The organism is Ruegeria sp. AB5 (assembly GCF_056542645.1).
Map to the genome: position 1 here is coordinate 40036 of NZ_JBQGAE010000009.1, position 15902 is coordinate 55937.

Annotated in this window: 16 protein-coding genes; 13 read left to right on the forward strand and 3 right to left on the reverse strand. The window is 56.2% G+C overall.

All coding sequences use genetic code 11. From position 1 onward, the window contains the following. Positions 1-23: 23 nt before the first annotated feature. Both ACR0L4_RS15630 and ACR0L4_RS15635 read right to left on the reverse strand, forming a co-directional pair. The gene (locus ACR0L4_RS15630) at positions 24-1475 is read right to left on the reverse strand and encodes a sensor histidine kinase (RefSeq protein ID WP_480514038.1); all 1452 of its coding nucleotides are present in this window, start codon (positions 1473-1475) and stop codon (positions 24-26) included. After that, the gene (locus ACR0L4_RS15635) at positions 1472-2209 is read right to left on the reverse strand and encodes a response regulator transcription factor (protein WP_170752768.1); all 738 of its coding nucleotides are present in this window, start codon (positions 2207-2209) and stop codon (positions 1472-1474) included. The genes ACR0L4_RS15630 and ACR0L4_RS15635 overlap by 4 nt, the downstream gene beginning before the upstream one ends. 218 nt (positions 2210-2427) lie before the next feature. Here ACR0L4_RS15635 and ACR0L4_RS15640 point away from each other — a divergent pair, with 218 nt between their 5' ends. From ACR0L4_RS15640 to ACR0L4_RS15670, 7 genes are all read left to right on the forward strand, one after another. After that, entirely contained in the window at positions 2428-3672 is a 1245-nt protein-coding gene (locus tag ACR0L4_RS15640; protein ID WP_480514040.1) for an ABC transporter substrate-binding protein, read from the forward strand. Positions 3673-3728: 56 nt separating this feature from the next. Beyond that, positions 3729-4601, forward strand: coding sequence for a carbohydrate ABC transporter permease (locus tag ACR0L4_RS15645; protein WP_170752764.1), 873 nt, complete (start codon positions 3729-3731; stop codon positions 4599-4601). Then, entirely contained in the window at positions 4594-5487 is an 894-nt protein-coding gene (locus ACR0L4_RS15650) for a carbohydrate ABC transporter permease (protein WP_170752762.1), read from the forward strand. Before ACR0L4_RS15645 ends, ACR0L4_RS15650 begins: the two co-directional genes overlap by 8 nt. A 5-nt stretch (positions 5488-5492) precedes the next feature. After that, entirely contained in the window at positions 5493-6590 is a 1098-nt protein-coding gene (locus tag ACR0L4_RS15655; RefSeq protein ID WP_480514043.1) for an ABC transporter ATP-binding protein, read from the forward strand. Positions 6591-6594: 4 nt separating this feature from the next. Continuing rightward, positions 6595-7533, forward strand: a complete 939-nt coding sequence (locus ACR0L4_RS15660; RefSeq protein WP_480514045.1) for a glucokinase — start codon at positions 6595-6597, stop codon at positions 7531-7533. Positions 7534-7903: 370 nt separating this feature from the next. Next, on the forward strand, positions 7904-8113 hold the full coding sequence (locus ACR0L4_RS15665; RefSeq protein WP_480514047.1) for a hypothetical protein: 210 nt from the start codon (positions 7904-7906) through the stop codon (positions 8111-8113). Positions 8114-8331: 218 nt separating this feature from the next. Then, positions 8332-9003, forward strand: a complete 672-nt coding sequence (locus tag ACR0L4_RS15670) for a lipid-binding SYLF domain-containing protein (RefSeq protein ID WP_480514049.1) — start codon at positions 8332-8334, stop codon at positions 9001-9003. A gap of 159 nt (positions 9004-9162) precedes the next feature. Here ACR0L4_RS15670 and ACR0L4_RS15675 read toward each other — a convergent pair whose 3' ends face one another. Beyond that, positions 9163-9960, reverse strand: a complete 798-nt coding sequence (locus tag ACR0L4_RS15675) for an MOSC domain-containing protein (RefSeq protein ID WP_480514051.1) — start codon at positions 9958-9960, stop codon at positions 9163-9165. A gap of 378 nt (positions 9961-10338) precedes the next feature. Here ACR0L4_RS15675 and ACR0L4_RS15680 point away from each other — a divergent pair, with 378 nt between their 5' ends. The 6 genes from ACR0L4_RS15680 (at position 10339) to ACR0L4_RS15705 (ending at position 15892) form a co-directional block, all read left to right on the forward strand. Beyond that, complete coding sequence (locus tag ACR0L4_RS15680; protein WP_480514053.1) at positions 10339-11658, forward strand: ABC transporter substrate-binding protein; 1320 nt, start codon at positions 10339-10341, stop codon at positions 11656-11658. A gap of 81 nt (positions 11659-11739) precedes the next feature. Beyond that, a complete protein-coding gene (locus ACR0L4_RS15685) occupies positions 11740-12687 on the forward strand; it encodes a carbohydrate ABC transporter permease (protein WP_170752751.1) in 948 nt (315 codons plus the stop codon). Further along, positions 12684-13622, forward strand: a complete 939-nt coding sequence (locus ACR0L4_RS15690; protein WP_170752749.1) for a carbohydrate ABC transporter permease — start codon at positions 12684-12686, stop codon at positions 13620-13622. Before ACR0L4_RS15685 ends, ACR0L4_RS15690 begins: the two co-directional genes overlap by 4 nt. Next, positions 13619-13807, forward strand: coding sequence for a hypothetical protein (locus ACR0L4_RS15695; protein ID WP_480514056.1), 189 nt, complete (start codon positions 13619-13621; stop codon positions 13805-13807). The genes ACR0L4_RS15690 and ACR0L4_RS15695 overlap by 4 nt, the downstream gene beginning before the upstream one ends. Positions 13808-13809: 2 nt before the next feature. Further along, on the forward strand, positions 13810-14907 hold the full coding sequence (locus ACR0L4_RS15700; RefSeq protein ID WP_170752745.1) for an ABC transporter ATP-binding protein: 1098 nt from the start codon (positions 13810-13812) through the stop codon (positions 14905-14907). After that, entirely contained in the window at positions 14900-15892 is a 993-nt protein-coding gene (locus ACR0L4_RS15705; protein ID WP_480514058.1) for an ABC transporter ATP-binding protein, read from the forward strand. The genes ACR0L4_RS15700 and ACR0L4_RS15705 overlap by 8 nt, the downstream gene beginning before the upstream one ends. The last annotated feature ends 10 nt before the right edge of the window (positions 15893-15902 follow it).

The window sequence follows — 15902 nt, forward strand, 5'->3', positions numbered from 1 at the left end:
CTGCGGCAAGGATCGCAATGCACCTACTGCCGGGTGATCTGCAACTGCGCGCGCAGACCCGGATCACCGGCCTCGAAGCGCAACGCACCACCGTGCTGTTCTGCGACAGTCGCGACGATGGTCAGACCCAGGCCGAACCCGTCCGATGACCCGGTATTCGAACCGCGCCGGAACGGCGACATGAGCGCTTCGATATCCGAAACTGACAGATCAGTGCCTTTGTCCTCGACCGTGATCGTCGCGGTGGTGGCGTCGGTTTCCAGCTGCACCTCGGCGCGGCGCCCATATTTCAGGGCATTGTCGATCAGGTTGGTCAGCGCTCGCTTCAGCGAGATCGGTCGAGCCATCACAAGCATCCTTCGCGTTTCCGGCAATGACCCATGCCCTCGTCGCGACATGAACAGGGAAGAGGCCCCTTTCATTTCGACCGGAGCAATTTTTCTGAGCGAGACCGGCAGGTCCATGTCCTGATAATCGGCTACCAGAGACTCGACGAGGGCGGTCAGTGAAATCTGCTGAGGCTCTTCGATGCTCAGTTCCGATCGGGTGTAGGTCAGCACGCTTTCGATCATGCCGGTCATTTGGTCCACGTCGGCTTCAAGTTTTTCGCGTAGCTCTTCATCGTCAATCAATGCCGCCCGCAAGCGCACGCGGGTTGCAGGTGTGCCCAGATCATGACTGACACCGGACAAGACCGTCGCGCGTTTTTCCAATTGCATGCGTTCGTCGTCCAGATGCGCGTTCACCGCCGACACAATCTCGCGCAGTTCCAAAGGGCCATCTGCGTCATAGTTGTTCGGCCCACCCCGGCGCTTGCGATCGCGCAGCGCAGTGGCAAACCGGGTGAAGCTGTCCGAGACGTTGCCGACCGAGGTCAGAATGACCGCAAGCGCCACGACTGCGGCCAGCATGGCGGGTAGACGCAAATCGGCGGGGGCGGCACCACAACCCCAGAATTTGCTGCCATCCACACGCTGCCAGGGGCTGCGTCCAAACTGAGCGATCAGGATCGGTTCGCTGCAATAGGTGGCCAGAAGGCGGGTGAGGTTGCCCATTTTCTCGGGTCCGGTCTGATCAATGCCGGACATAATGTCCGAAACGGGATAAACCAGCCGGTCGGACATCACTGCCAGAGTCAGCTCACGACCGCCCAATGGGTCGGTGTTGTCAGACAGGATCGACAGGTTGGTGACAAAACTGCGATCTGACAAGCCCGGCAGTTGTTCGAACAGACCGGCATCCGCAAGCCGGGCGACTTCTGGTGGCAAGGGGATGATCGAGATTCCCGGCGGCGGGGTTTGTCCTGCTCGCAGATCCTCGTAAACCGCGAAACCAACAACATACGCGCGAGTCAAAAAGTCATCCCAGGCGCGGGCCGAAGCGAACCAGAGTCCCGCTGCAAGCAGGCCGGAAGCAAAAGCCGCACCGGTCCAAATCCAGCCGAGGCTGCGCAGGCGCGGCGCGCGCGCGTTCATGCGTCCTCTTCCACCGTGACCTCGGCGGCGAACACATAGCCGACCCCGCGTTCGGTTCGCAGCATCTGTGGGTCTTTCGGGTTGGTCTCAAGCTTTGAGCGTAGCCGCCCGACCAGCATGTCAATGGCGCGGCCTGGTGCTTCGGGTTTGTCGGTGCTGCCAGTGACATCCAGCGCGACGGCGATCTCGTCCCGGGTCAGGGGGATATGCGGATTGGCCAGCAGAACCTTGAGCAGCGCCGTTTCCCGTTGCGACAGCGAGACCAGATAACCCTCGGGCGAGTGAACCTCATCCCGTTTGCCATCATAGGTCCAGTTGTTGAAACGAAAGCACTTGGTGCGACGGCGATAGGTCAAAGAAGGTGTGCGCCGGGCGCGCTGCATCACAGCGCGGACGCGCGCCAGCAGAAGCTTGGGGTTGAAGGGTTTGGCGATATAGTCATCGGCCCCAACCTCGTACCCCGCCATGCGCTGATGATCGGCCGACAAAGCTGAGACCAGGATAATCGGAACATCCTGCTCGGCGCGCAGACGGGCGCATATCTCGACCCCGTTTTCATCCCCAAGCAATACGTCCAGCAGGATCAGGTCGATCCGGCCTGAGGTCAGATGCGTACGGATTTCGTTTTCTGAGCTGGCAGGCAGGGCAATGAATCCGTTCTGTTGCAAGAACTGGGTCATCATTGACCGCATCTCGGGGTCATCGTCCACCACCAATAGTCGCGGAATGCTCACGCGGATTTCCTCCCAACTCCTGCGTCTCCGACATCATGCATTGTAACGAACGGAAACAAATTCAATGTCAACGTAACACGCTGTAACAAAAGCGGTGAAAATCTGGATGGTGGCGCAGCTTCAGAGCGGATTCCGCGTTGCCAGATGAAGAACAGCCCGCAACATGGCGGGCATCGCTGCATTTGCAGTTACAGAGTTCTCTAGGGAGGAGACACGATATGAAGCGTTTTGCGTTTGCAACCGTATCGACGCTGGCCGTTGTGGCCGGGTCGTCGGTTCTGGCCGGACCAGAGGCCGAGGTTCTGCACTGGTGGACGTCGGGTGGCGAGGCCAAATCGGTGGCGGTGTTGCAGGAAGAGTTCGCCTCGAACGGTGGCACCTGGACCGATATGCCGGTTGCAGGTGGCGGTGGTGACGCGGCGATGACTGCGCTGCGAGCCCGCGTATTGTCGGGAAACGCACCGACCGCCGTTCAGCTGAAAGGCCCCGCCATTCAGGAATGGTATGAAGAAGGCGTACTGGCCGATATCTCATCTGTCGCCGAAGCTGAAGGCTGGGGCAATGTGCTGCCAGCGTCAATTGCGGGTCACATGAAATGCGATGGTGCCTGGTGTGCGGCGCCAGTGAACGTTCACCGTGTTGACTGGATCTGGGCCAATGCAGACGTACTGGCCGCAAACGGCATCGAGATGCCGACCACGTGGGACGAATTCAACGCTGCCGCTGACAAGCTGCAAGCCGCGGGTGTGATCCCGTTGGCCCATGGTGGTCAGGCGTGGCAGGATGCAACCGTTTTTGAAACAGTGGTTCTGGGTATCGGCGGGCCCGAGTTCTTCCAGAAAGCACTGGTTGATCTGGACCCCGAGGCGCTGACATCGGACACAATGGTTCAGGTTTTTGACCAGATGCGTACAATGCGCGGGTACGTGGACGAGAACTTCTCGGGCCGCGACTGGAACCTCGCTACTGCAATGGTCATGAACGGCGAAGCCGCGTTCCAGATCATGGGTGACTGGGCCAAGGGCGAGTTTCTGGCGGCAGGCAAAAAGCCCGGCGAGGATTTCCTGTGCGCCTCGACCCCTGGCGACGGCTACCTGTACAACGTCGACAGCTTTGCCATGTTCGACGTGGATGGCGATGACAAGAAAGCTGGTCAGGACCTGCTGGCCAAGCTGATCGTGGCACCGAACTTCCAGAAGGTGTTCAACCTGAACAAGGGCTCGATCCCCGCGCGAACCGACGTTGCGCTGGATGACTTCGACATCTGTGCCAACCTGTCGGCCGAAGACATGGGCTCGACCTCGGACGCGGGCTCCCTGCTGCCGTCCTATGCCCATGGCATGGCGCTGCGCGGCTCGCAGTCCGGTGCGATAACGGATGTTGTAACCGCGCATTTCAACTCGGATATGTCGTCGGCTGACGCGGTTCAGCAATTGGCGACCGCAGTAGCAAACAGCTACTGATCCAACACGCTCTGCCCCCATGATGCGGGGCAGAGCACCTTTCCCCGGAGGCTAAAATGTCCGAATGGCTGGAAAACCACCTACCCAAGGTGGTGCTGGCACCGTCGTTCATCGCCGTATTGATCTTTGTCTACGGATTTATCGGATGGACCGCATGGGTGTCGCTGACCCGATCTAAACTACTGCCGAAATACGAGATCAATGGCTTCATTCAATATGAACGCCTGTTCGACTCGCCCCGTTGGGACACGGCAATCAACAACCTTTATATCTTTGGCGCTCTGTTCATCGTGATCGCGATGGTGCTGGGCCTGTTGTTGGCCATCCTGCTGGATCAGAAGATCCGGGTCGAAGGGGCCATTCGCACGATCTACCTGTATCCCATGGCGCTGTCGATGATTGTGACCGGGACAGCCTGGAAGTGGATCCTGAACCCGGGCCTGGGTATTGAATCCATGGTGCAGGGTTGGGGCTTTACGAATTTCGAATTCGACTGGCTGGTGAACCCAGATTACGCAATCTACACCATTGTGATTGCCGCGATCTGGCAAAGCTCGGGTTTCGTCATGGCGCTGTTTCTTGCCGGCCTGCGGTCAGTGGACGGAGAGATCATCAAGGCCGCGCAGGTCGATGGTATCCCCACATGGCGCATTTATACGGCGATCATCATCCCTTCGATGGCTCCGATATTCCTGTCCGCCTTCATCGTGCTGGCGCATCTGGCGATCAAGAGTTTTGACCTGGTAATCGCCCTGACCGGTGGTGGACCCGGTTATGCCACCGATCTGCCCGCCACCTACATGTATGCAATGGCCTTTTCGCGCGGCGATATCGGTCAGGCGGCGTCATCTGCGATGATCATGATGCTGGTCGTCTTTGCCATCGTGGTTCCCTATCTTTATTCAGAGCTGAGGGCGAAAAATGACTGATCTGTCGATGCCCCAAACCCGCAGCCAAAGTGCCGCCGGCAAGATTGCCCTGCGCTGGTTGCTGTATGTCCTGCTGGGCCTGTTTGCGCTGTATTACCTGATGCCGCTGTTCGTTATGTTGACGACATCGCTAAAAAGCCTTGAGGAAATTCGCACCGGCAGCCTGATTTCGCTGCCACGTGAGGTCAGCTTCGATGCCTGGAAAACCGCATGGTCCGGGGCCTGTACCGGCATCCAGTGTGAAGGCTTGCGGCCCTATTTCTGGAATTCGGTCCTGATCGCGGTGCCTGCGGTGTTTTTGTCGACCCTGCTGGGTGCGCTGAACGGCTATGTCGTGGCGCAATGGCGATTCAAAGGGGCCAACATCATCTTCTCACTGATGCTGTTTGGTTGCTTCATCCCGTTCCAAGTTGTCCTGCTGCCGATGGCGCGTCTGCTGGGCATGATGGGGATCGCCGGAACCATTCCGGGCCTGATCTTCGTCCATGTGATCTATGGGCTGGGCTTCACCACGCTGTTCTTCCGCAACTACTATGTCACCATTCCGGCAGAGCTGACCAAGGCCGCCCGTGTCGACGGGGCTGGGTTCCTGCGGATTTTCTGGTCGATCTTCCTGCCGCTGTCGTTGCCCATCATCGTGGTGACAGTGATCTGGCAGTTCACGCAGATCTGGAATGACTTCCTGTTCGGTGTGTCGTTCAGCCAGGCGGGGACGCAGCCCGTGACTGTTGCGCTTAACAACATCGTAAACTCCACCACCGGCGTCAAAGAGTACAACGTCGACATGGCTGCCGCGATCATCGCGGGGCTGCCGACGCTGCTCGTCTATGTCGTTGCCGGTAAGTATTTCATCCGCGGCCTGACCGCTGGCTCAGTGAAGGGGTAAGACCCATGGCTCCTATTCTCGACATCAATAAGCTCTATAAGAATTACGGCGCGACCGAGATTCTGAAAGACATCAACATCTCGATCGAACCCGGTGATTTTCTGGTTCTGGTTGGTCCCTCTGGCTGCGGTAAATCCACCCTGCTGAACTGTATCGCCGGACTGGAGGAAATAACCGGTGGGACGCTCTCCATCGGCGGCAACGACATGACCCATGTCAGCCCCAAGGATCGCGACATAGCGATGGTGTTCCAGTCGTATGCGCTCTACCCGACGATGACCGTGGCCAAAAACATCACCTTTGGTATGAAAGTGCGCGGGGTAGACCCCACGACGCAGGACGCCAAGCTGAAAGAGGTCGCGTCGCTCTTGCAGATCGAACCGCTGCTGAACCGTCGCCCAAGCCAATTGTCGGGCGGTCAGCGTCAGCGGGTCGCGATGGGCCGGGCGCTGGTGCGTGATCCCAAGCTGTTTCTGTTTGATGAACCCCTATCGAACCTCGACGCCAAGCTGCGGGTCGAGATGCGGACCGAGATCAAAAAGCTGCACCAGACGCTGGATGCTTCCATCGTGTACGTGACCCATGACCAGATCGAGGCCATGACGTTGGCCACCAAAATCGTGGTTCTCAAAGGCGGGGTCGTGCAACAAATTGGCAGCCCGGCCGAGATTTACAACAATCCGGCCAATCTTTTTGTGGCCGATTTCATGGGTTCGCCAGCGATGAACCTAATCCCGGCACAGGCCACTAATAACGGGTCGGGCACGCAGATTGCCATTTCGCGTGCATCAGGCGAGACGTTGGTTCTGAACGACGCCCGCGATCTTTCTCTGCCTAAGGATGTGATCCTCGGCTTGCGTCCCGAAGATATTGCCGAGGCTGGCTTCCGTGCCGGGGCAGGGGTGCAAGAGGCCGCATGTCTGGTCGATATGGTCGAACCCGCTGGTGCGGACACATATGTCGTCTCGGAATTGGGTGGTAAACAGGTTACGGCGCGTCTGCACGCTGAAACCAGTGCCAGGGCCGGCGAAGTGCTGAACTTTGCCATCGATATGAGCAAAGTGTCTTATTTCGCAAAAGAGACCGGCGAGCGGTTGAACTAGCACTATGCGTCTGGTTGCGGATATCGGCGGTACGAACACACGGCTGGCCCTAACGGGACCCAACACCGCCGAGGTCGAAAGCCCTCGGGGGTACAGGAACGCGGACTACGCCTGTTTCGAGGATGTGATCCTTGCCTTCTTCGATGAGGTCGGCACCTGCATTCCGGAACAGATTGTGGTCGCAATGGCCGGGCCGGTCAATGGAAACAGGGGCAGGCTGACAAATCTGGATTGGGTGATCGATGGCGCGGCTCTGTCGTCCCGGTTCTCGGGTGCCACCGTGTGCATAATCAACGATTTGACGGCTTTGGGACATGCCGCGTTCCATTTGCAACCTGCGCAACTGGTATCGCTTGTTACCAACGATGCACCACGATCCCGGCAAAGACAGGCGCTGGTGGTTGGCATTGGTACCGGCTTCAATGTCAGTCCCGCGATTGATCTGGGGGATCAGACCGTCTGCCTGCCAGTCGAGGCCGGCCATACCAGCCTCTATGCTTCGGTCAGCGCAGAGTTGAACAACCTGAAACCGGGTCTTTCGGCTGCTTTCCCGACCGTTGAGACACTGTTCTCGGGTCGTGGTCGTCGCAGGTTTTTGTCCTTGCTTACTGATGAGACAGCTGCCAGCGCAACGCCGTACATCGCCAAAACTGGTCGACCCGGAAATGAAGAGTTTGATGCCGTACTCGACGGCTACGCACATTTAATCGGCGTGTTGTTGCGCGAGTTGAAAGTTGCCTATCTGCCCACCGGAGGCATCTTTCTGGCCGGTGGTGTGGCCCGCAGTTCGCTTGTGGGGGAACGGGCCGGGATTTGCTGTTCGGCGCTATTGCATGACAACGAATACGTATCTCTTTCGCCGTCTGTCTGGATCGTAGACGACGACGCGGCGGCTTTGACCGGATGTGCCTCGCTGGTGATAGGTAAGCCAAAGAGCGATTGATCAAGCGTATCGGGGAACTGACTTCGACAATCGCAATCCCCCTGGGTTCACAAGCCTTCTTCCGAAACTGACGACGCTGACCGATTTGGTGCCAAGAGCCTCTTCTCCCCACCGGCCAGACAGTAGGTCTGTTGCCACGCGGTGTCGTGTTTCACTGTGCATTGTAAACACCGCAGTATGGTTTCATCTCACGTTGATCGCGATTCCGAGCGACGGAAATCCGCGTAATCAACTTGCCGGACAGCGCCCTTGTTGCCCGCAAGTTGACCGAGAAACAGCGCATCATCTACGCCTCGCCTGACTACCTGTCCCGGCATGGCACATCTGGATCGCGATTGCTGATAGAAAGGCACATCAGAAAGAGGCAACCGTGCGTTCAAGCGTGCTTGTCTTGAACTATGAGGCGTTGACTGCAACCGTACTGTACGGTCTGGGCCTTTCAATCAAATCGCGTCTGGCGATCAAGGAAGAACTGGGAAAGGGACTCCTGATAGAAGTTTTCCCCGGGACATTGTGGGCGCCTGACGCTCCAACATGGTTTGTCTATCTGCCCAAGGCCCGAACTGCCGTGAAGATATAAATGTTTGGTGAATTCGTTTCCAACTGTTTTTGATAAAGATGGCCTATTCGCGTCATATATTGTTTGGGTGAGGGACTGAGCGGCGATCCTCAAAGGGTTTTGCTACATTGCTCTGAGTGCGATGAGCTGTTTCAGCGCTTGCGCCGATCCAGATGTCAGAGCACACTCGGACTGCGCACGCACACGCCCAAAGACAATAACGGCGCGGAGGTGGAACAATGAGCATTCTCAAAAAGGTAGTTGCAATTGGGTTCGGTGTGGTTCTGGGGTGTGAAGCCTCTGCGGAGAACTTTTTGCAAGGACTGAAAAAAGGTGCCGGAAAAGTTGGTGCTTCGGTCGAAACGGGTATTGAACGTGTGGGCGAGACCGTCGATTCCACTGTAGATCTGGTGACAAACGAAGCCACCGCAGACGAAACCCGGGCCGAACTGGATCAAATGGCCACCACGGTGATCGATAGGCTGACAACCGAAAATCCGGATGCGGATGCTCTCTATCAGATCAGTGCCGGGTACGCCGTTTTTGACACACGAAAGATTACGATCATGCCCGTTACAGCGGGGTATGGACGTGGTGTTGCAATCTCGCGAGAAAATGGTTCCGAGACCTACATGAACATGGGAACAGGTGGTGTGGGGGCCGCATTGGGTATTGGCGGGTTCGAGTCGCAGATCGTGATCCTGTTCGAAACATCCGGCGATTTTCTGAAGTTTATCAATGACGGATACGATGCAACTGCGGAAACCGCCGCGATGTTCGGAGGCGGCAAAGCCGGTGAAAACATCAGGTTTGTCGATGGCCGGTCTTTTTTCGTACTCACCAAAAAGGGCTGGCGCGTTGCTGCAAATGCTACAGGAACAAAGTACTGGCGGGCACCGGACTTGAATTGAAATCGTCCCAAACCCGATCGCGCAGTTCTTCACCTCACAATCGAACCTACGGGCAAGTTGGGCGAAGTAGTTTGGACAAACACGTCTTCTTGCCGTGATCGGGGGTATGAGGGCAATTGGTGGCATTGTCGGATTTTTTGAAGAACCGGCCGGACTACGCTAAATCGTAGATTGGTCGAACCCCACCAGCTTACCGGATTGTCCAACGGAGAGTGCGCCTCCGGTCGCCACCTCAACATAGACGCCCATATCCATGTGACCCAAGTGCTTTCTAAGCAGATAGGGTACCCTCAGGTCACGCTGTGCTGTTTTCGGATTTACTTCGGTCGCGGCGCATCTCTTGGTCCTGGAGAGTATTTTTAGTTCGACAGTCCCAAATCTCATGGTGGACCCGACGGCCTCCAATTCGGCATACGGAGGCAAGCCGTCGATTTCAATGTTTGCCCGGAAACGCGCAGGGTCGATATTTTCATCGAGCGTTCTGCATAGTGCGTCGACAGAGGCCAGGTTCAGGATGGATATCGCGTTCATCATTTGCGGCGACACAACCGAGACATCGGTAAAGCGGTGTGGGTGGGAGGAAACAAACGTTGGGGGTTCAGGGTCCTCTAGGCCCAGGGTGGTGTGAATAAAGCGTTCAGCCTCCCTTTGATTTTGAGGCGCGTGCATATCGAAACGATGGACTTTTCCACCGTTGTCAATCTCCAGCAATTGTGTGTCTGAATTGAAGACCGTTTTCAAACCCGCCAGAGCCGCGTTTTTGAGAAGCACCACAAAACGATCTTTTGGCAGGGGTTGAGGACTAAGCGGGTCGAAACCGGAGTTGTAGCGCGCAAACCCGTATAGCCGATCATCAGGAATGCCTTCTGCTTGACGCAGTTCCACCGTGCCAAGAGGTTCGGCGCTCAAACCTTTGATTGGGTAACGGTTGATGGCGGCAATCGTGATGTTGTTCATATGTTCATCCCTGATTGACCGAAGTGGTCCCTCCGTTGGTATGGATGGTCTTGTACATGTTGTCAGCACTTAACCACTTGGGAGTCGAAAACTCTGCCGGGATCGATGCAGCAAGACAGTGTCGAGGTGAAAAAATAAACCAACTGACGGCTTCCTTATTGGATCAATCCACGTCGCCGTGTTTGATTTTTTTGTCATTTTTTTGTCAATAATCGTTATTAAAACAATATGTTATATCGATATAAGGTGACCCTTAATGTGAAGTATGAGGTACGAACCTCAAAAAATTCTGGACTTGAGGTGCGTACCTCAAATAGCCTTGGAAACATGCCGCGATTCGCACATCCTCGATTGACGGCGCAAAAAAGGGAGGAATGGATGACTTACACGAAACTGGCTTCGGCCAGCGCAATAGTCCTTGCCGCTACTACTCTTTCCACCAAGGCAAATGCCGAAGATCTGACGCTGTGTTGGGCGGCGTGGGACCCGGCCAATGCACTTGTCGAGCTCTCCAAAGAGTTCGAAGCTCAGTCCGGCCACACGATGAACTTTGAATTTGTGCCCTGGCCGAACTTTGCGGACCGGATGCTGAACGAACTGAACTCTGGCGGGAAGCTGTGTGATCTGTTGATCGGAGACAGCCAATGGATCGGCGGTGGCGCCGAGAACGGGCACTACGTGAAGCTGAACAACTTCTTCGATGCCGAGAGCATCAGCATGGACGATTTCGCACCTGCTACGGTTTATGCCTACTCGACATGGCCAAAGGGCACGCCGAATTACTATGCGCTTCCGGCCATGGGAGATGCGAACGGTTGGTTCTATCGCAAGGACTGGTTCGAAAACCCGGATATCCAGGCGGCCTATAAAGAGGCCACCGGTCAGGACCTGCGTGAGCCTCAATCCCAGAAAGAACTGCTGCAGATTGCCCAGTTCTTCCAGGGTCGCGAGATCGACGGAAAGACGGTTTACGGCGCAGCAATCTTTACAGAGCGCGGGTCCGAAGGGATCACGATGGGCGTGACCGGGGCATTGTATCCTTGGGGATTCAAATACGAAAACACGCCCGGTTCCTATGACATGGAAGGCGCCGTGAACTCACCGGAAGCGGTTGAGGCATTGGAATTCTACAAAGAGTTCTACAAGACCGCGACGCCGCCGGGCTACACCAACTCGTACATGGGTGAAAGCCTGGACGCCTTTAAGTCTGGTCAGGTCGCCATGGCGATGAATTGGTTTGCGTTCTTCCCGGGTCTTTATGCTGATCCGAACACGGGCGGCGACAAGATCGACTTCTTCGTGAACCCGCCCCAGAACCAGGCTGGTTCGACATTGGGAGGGCAGGGGATTTCTGTTGTCAGCTATTCTGACAAACAGGATGCAGCACTTGAATATATCAAGTGGTTTGCTCAGCCCGAAGTTCAGGCCAAATGGTGGGAACTGGGTGGCTATTCCGCACATAACTCGGTGCTGGAAGACCCCGGGTTCGTGGACAGCCAACCGTTTGCCGGTGATTTCCTAGAAGCAATGGGTGGGGTGCAGGATTTCTGGCAGGAACCCGCGTATGCGGAGCTACTGTTGGCCATGCAAAAACGCATCCACGACTATGTCGTTGCTGATCAGGGCACGGCTCAGGAAGCACTTGATCTGTTGATCGAGGACTGGACGGAAGTCTTCGAAGACGAAGGCAAGCTGTAATCCGGCACCAGGGTTGGAGCGGGCAGTGACCCGCTCCTCCATCACCCCCCTCGTCCGAAACCGACAAGAACTGGCAAAGAGATGTCTGACAGGACCGTAGATCGCGTTGCCCGGGCAACGCCCGCGCGAGTTGCGCGCAAAATCAGAGGGTTATCGGATCGGGCGATCGCCTGGATCTTTATCTCTCCTACGATTTTCCTGCTTCTGGCGATCAACATCTTTCCATTGATCTGGACCATCCAGCTGAGCTTTACCAACTACAAGGCTAACCGGATCGGGCGAGAGGTCAAGGATGTCGGGTTCAGGAATTATGAACGAATCCTGACCGACTCGGACACCTGGCTGAACATGCAGGCCACCGCGCATTTCCTGTTCTGGACGATTTTCTTTCAGGTCCTGATCGGGTTCACGCTGGCTTGGCTGATCAACAAGAAATTCAAGGGCAATGATCTTTGGACGACCATCATCGTGCTTCCGATGATGTTGTCCCCGGCCGTGGTCGGAAACTTCTGGAAGTTCCTGTATCAGCCTCAGATCGGGTTGTTCAACTACATTGTGTCGTGGTTCACGGGCAAAGACCCGTCGAGCTTTGAAATGCTGGGATCGGTGACGCTGGCGCCGTGGGCGATCGTCATTGTCGACACTTGGATGTGGACGCCGTTTGTGATGCTGATCTGTCTGGCCGGGCTGCGCAGCATTCCCGACTACATCTACGAAGCCGCCGAAATCGACCGAGCCAGCAAGCTCCGGCAGTTCTTCACGATCACCATTCCGATGGTGCTGCCGTTCCTGATGCTGGCGGTGCTGTTCCGGGGGATCGAGAACTTCAAGATGTTCGATCTGGTGGTTCAGCTGACCGGTGGCGGGCCGGGGTCTGTCACGGAACTGACCTCGATCAACCTGAAACGCGAAGCCTTTGAGAAATGGCGCACGGGCTATGCCTCGGCTTATGCAATCATCCTTTTTGTCACCGTGTTCGGCCTTGCGTCGATCTACGTCAAAGCCCTGAACAAGGTGAAACAGAGATGAGCAGTTTTTCCGTCACCGAACCTTCGAAACGATCAAAATGGATCGCAGGTGGCTTGGTCATCACCTACGCGCTGATCACAATGATCCCCTTGGTGTGGATTCTATTGACCGGATTCAAATCCCCTTCTGATGCCATCAGCTATCCGCCCAAGGTGGTTTTTGATCCAACGCTTGAGGGCTACGTCAACCTGTTCACCACCCGCACGCGCCAGACACAGGAGTTTTTGGAAGCGAACCCGCCGCAGAATTGGGCCGACGAGATTGTGCGCCAATACGACATGGTGATCGTTGGCCCTTCCAAGTTTGGCGAGCGGTTCATGAACTCGGTCATCATCGGGTTCGGATCGACGTTCCTCAGCATCTTCTTGGGGACATTGGCGGCCTACGCGTTCAGCAGGTTCAAGGTGCCGCTCAAGGATGATCTTTTGTTTTTTATCCTGAGTACCAGAATGATGCCTCCTGTGGCGGTCGCGATCCCGATTTTCCTGATGTTCAGGAACCTAGGGCTGAGTGATACGCATCTGGGCATGATCCTGTTGTATACCGGCGTGAATATCTCATTGGCGGTCTGGTTGCTGAAGGGATTTATCGATGAAATCCCGCGAGAATACGAAGAAGCAGCTCTGATCGACGGCTACACCCGGTTTCAGGCGTTCTACAAAGTGGTCCTGCCGCAGGCAGCAACTGGCATAGCGTCGACTGCAATCTTCTGTCTGATCTTCGCCTGGAATGAATACGCCTTTGCGGTGCTGCTGACCTCGGCCAACGCGCAGACTGCACCGCCCTTTATCCCAACCATCATTGGTATCGGTGGTCTGGACTGGCCTGCCGTCGCTGCGGGCGCCACGATCTTCCTGATCCCGGTCATGATTTTCACCATCCTGATGCGCAAGCACCTGCTGCGCGGGATCACATTCGGAGCTGTGCGCAAATGAGCGAGTTTCTGACAGGGCTGATGCGATTTCGCCGCGGACCATGGGAGATGGTTGCGACCATACTGATAGCTGTTGGTGTGTTTATGCTGATGCAGCCCTTTGTCCTTTGGGCATTCACCTATTCCTTTGTCGTCACGCTGACCGGAACCGTCATGTTCATCATCGTCAGCCATTTTCCGGAGTAGAAATGGCCCAGATCGTAGTTAACAACGTCAAGAAGATGTTCGGCGATTTCACGGCTGTCCGGGAAAGCTCGTTCACGATTGAGGATGGTGAGTTCTTCATGCTGCTCGGACCATCGGGGTGCGGCAAGACAACGACGCTGCGGATGATTGCAGGGTTGGAGCTTCCGACATCGGGTGAGATCTATCTCGACGGAGAAGAGATCAGCCAAAGGCCGCCATCCGAACGGGATATCGCCTTTGTGTTCCAGATGTTCGCGCTGTATCCGCACATGAATGTACGCAAGAACATCAGCTATCCGTTGATTTCGCAGGGGATGCCGCGCGCGGCTGTCAAAGCCAAGGTGGAGGAAGTTGCCGGAATTCTGGGGATAACAGACATTCTGGACAGTCCGGTCGGCGGGCTTTCAGGTGGTGACAGACAGCGTGTTGCGCTTGGACGCGCGATTGTACGTGAACCCAAGGCCTTCATGATGGACGAACCTCTTGGCGCCTTGGACGCTGAGTTTCGGGAACATATGGCCGAGGAATTGCGCGCGCTGCACGATCGCATGGGCGCGACCACCGTCTATGTTACGCACGATCAGCTCGAAGCGATGCAGATGGGCGACAAAATCGTCGTGATGAACAACGCCGTGATCGAGCAATTCGGAACGCCGCAGGAAATCTATGACAAACCGGCGACCATGTTTGTCGCGGATTTCATAGGTTCTCCTTCAATGAACTTCCTGCCGTTTCAGGGCAAGGTCGCACCCGGTTCTGAATTGGTACGGTTGAACGGCCATGACGAGGCTGTCCCGAAACTGATGGAAGGGGCCGAAGGTGATCTTGTCTTTGGTGTCCGGCCCGAGCATGTGTTTCTGTCAGACGCAAGTGGCTACCGCGCCAAGGTTTTGGCGGCTGAATATCTGGGGACCACCCAGATTGTGACATTGCAAAGCCCGAATGGCGAGTTGAAGGCCCGCATCAACGCGCGCGAGACAGTCAGCCCCGGGGAAACCGTCGGTCTGGAGTTTCGTTCCCCGACCGTGAGCCTTTTTGAACAGTCCACGGGCCGGGCGTTAAGGTCCGTTTTGAACGATGAGGTGCTAGGGCATGGCTGAAGTCGTTCTGGAAAACATCTCAAAGTCCTTCGGCAATATCAAAGCAGTCGACGAAATCTCGATGACGATCTCTGACGGGGCTTTTGTGGTGCTGTTGGGTCCGACCGGCGCAGGAAAAACAACAACGCTGCGGTTGATTTCCGGGTTGGAGAAATTGGATTCAGGGTCGGTTCGCATTGCAGGACGGGACGTAGGGCTTGAAACGCCCGCACAGCGTGATGTGGCCATGGTCTTCCAGCAATACTCGCTGTACCCGCATATGACGGTGCGCGAGAACCTGTCGTTTCCGCTGCGATCCCCGATCCTCCGGACGCCTGAAGACGAGATCACAAGGAAGGTCAACGAAGTCGCAGAGATTCTGCAGATCCCGCATAAACTGGACAACAAGGCCACTGAGCTTTCCGGTGGCGAGATGCAGCGCGTGTCGATCGGGCGTGCGCTGGTGCGCGATCCACAGATCTTTCTCATGGACGAACCGCTCAGTTCGTTGGATGCCAAGTTGCGGGCGGATTTGCGGGTCGAACTCAAGCGGATTCAGGCGGATTTGGGGTCTACGCTTTTATACGTGACGCATGATCAGGTCGAGGCGATGACGATGGCGACACATATCGGCGTGCTGGAAGAGGGCCGGTTGGTTCAATACGGCACACCTCGGGACATCTATGAAAACCCGCGTAGTGTGTATGTTGCCAGCCGACTGGGTTTGCCGAGGATCAATATCCTGCCATCCGAATTGTTCGGCGGGGATCACAAGGGCCCTCAGATTGGCCTGCGTCCCGAGAATATCGTGGAAGGTGAGGGCAGCGATGCCCGCGTGATCCGTGCCGAACACCTGGGCGACCAAACGCGGTTACACCTGGATTTGAACGGCCACGTGGTTGTGACCCTGATTGATGTTCATCAGGACTATCCCGCCGGACAAACGATAAAAATCCGCCCTCAAAACCCCTTGTATTTTGACGCGTCTGGCGCGCGTGTGACTTAAGGAGCAAAAG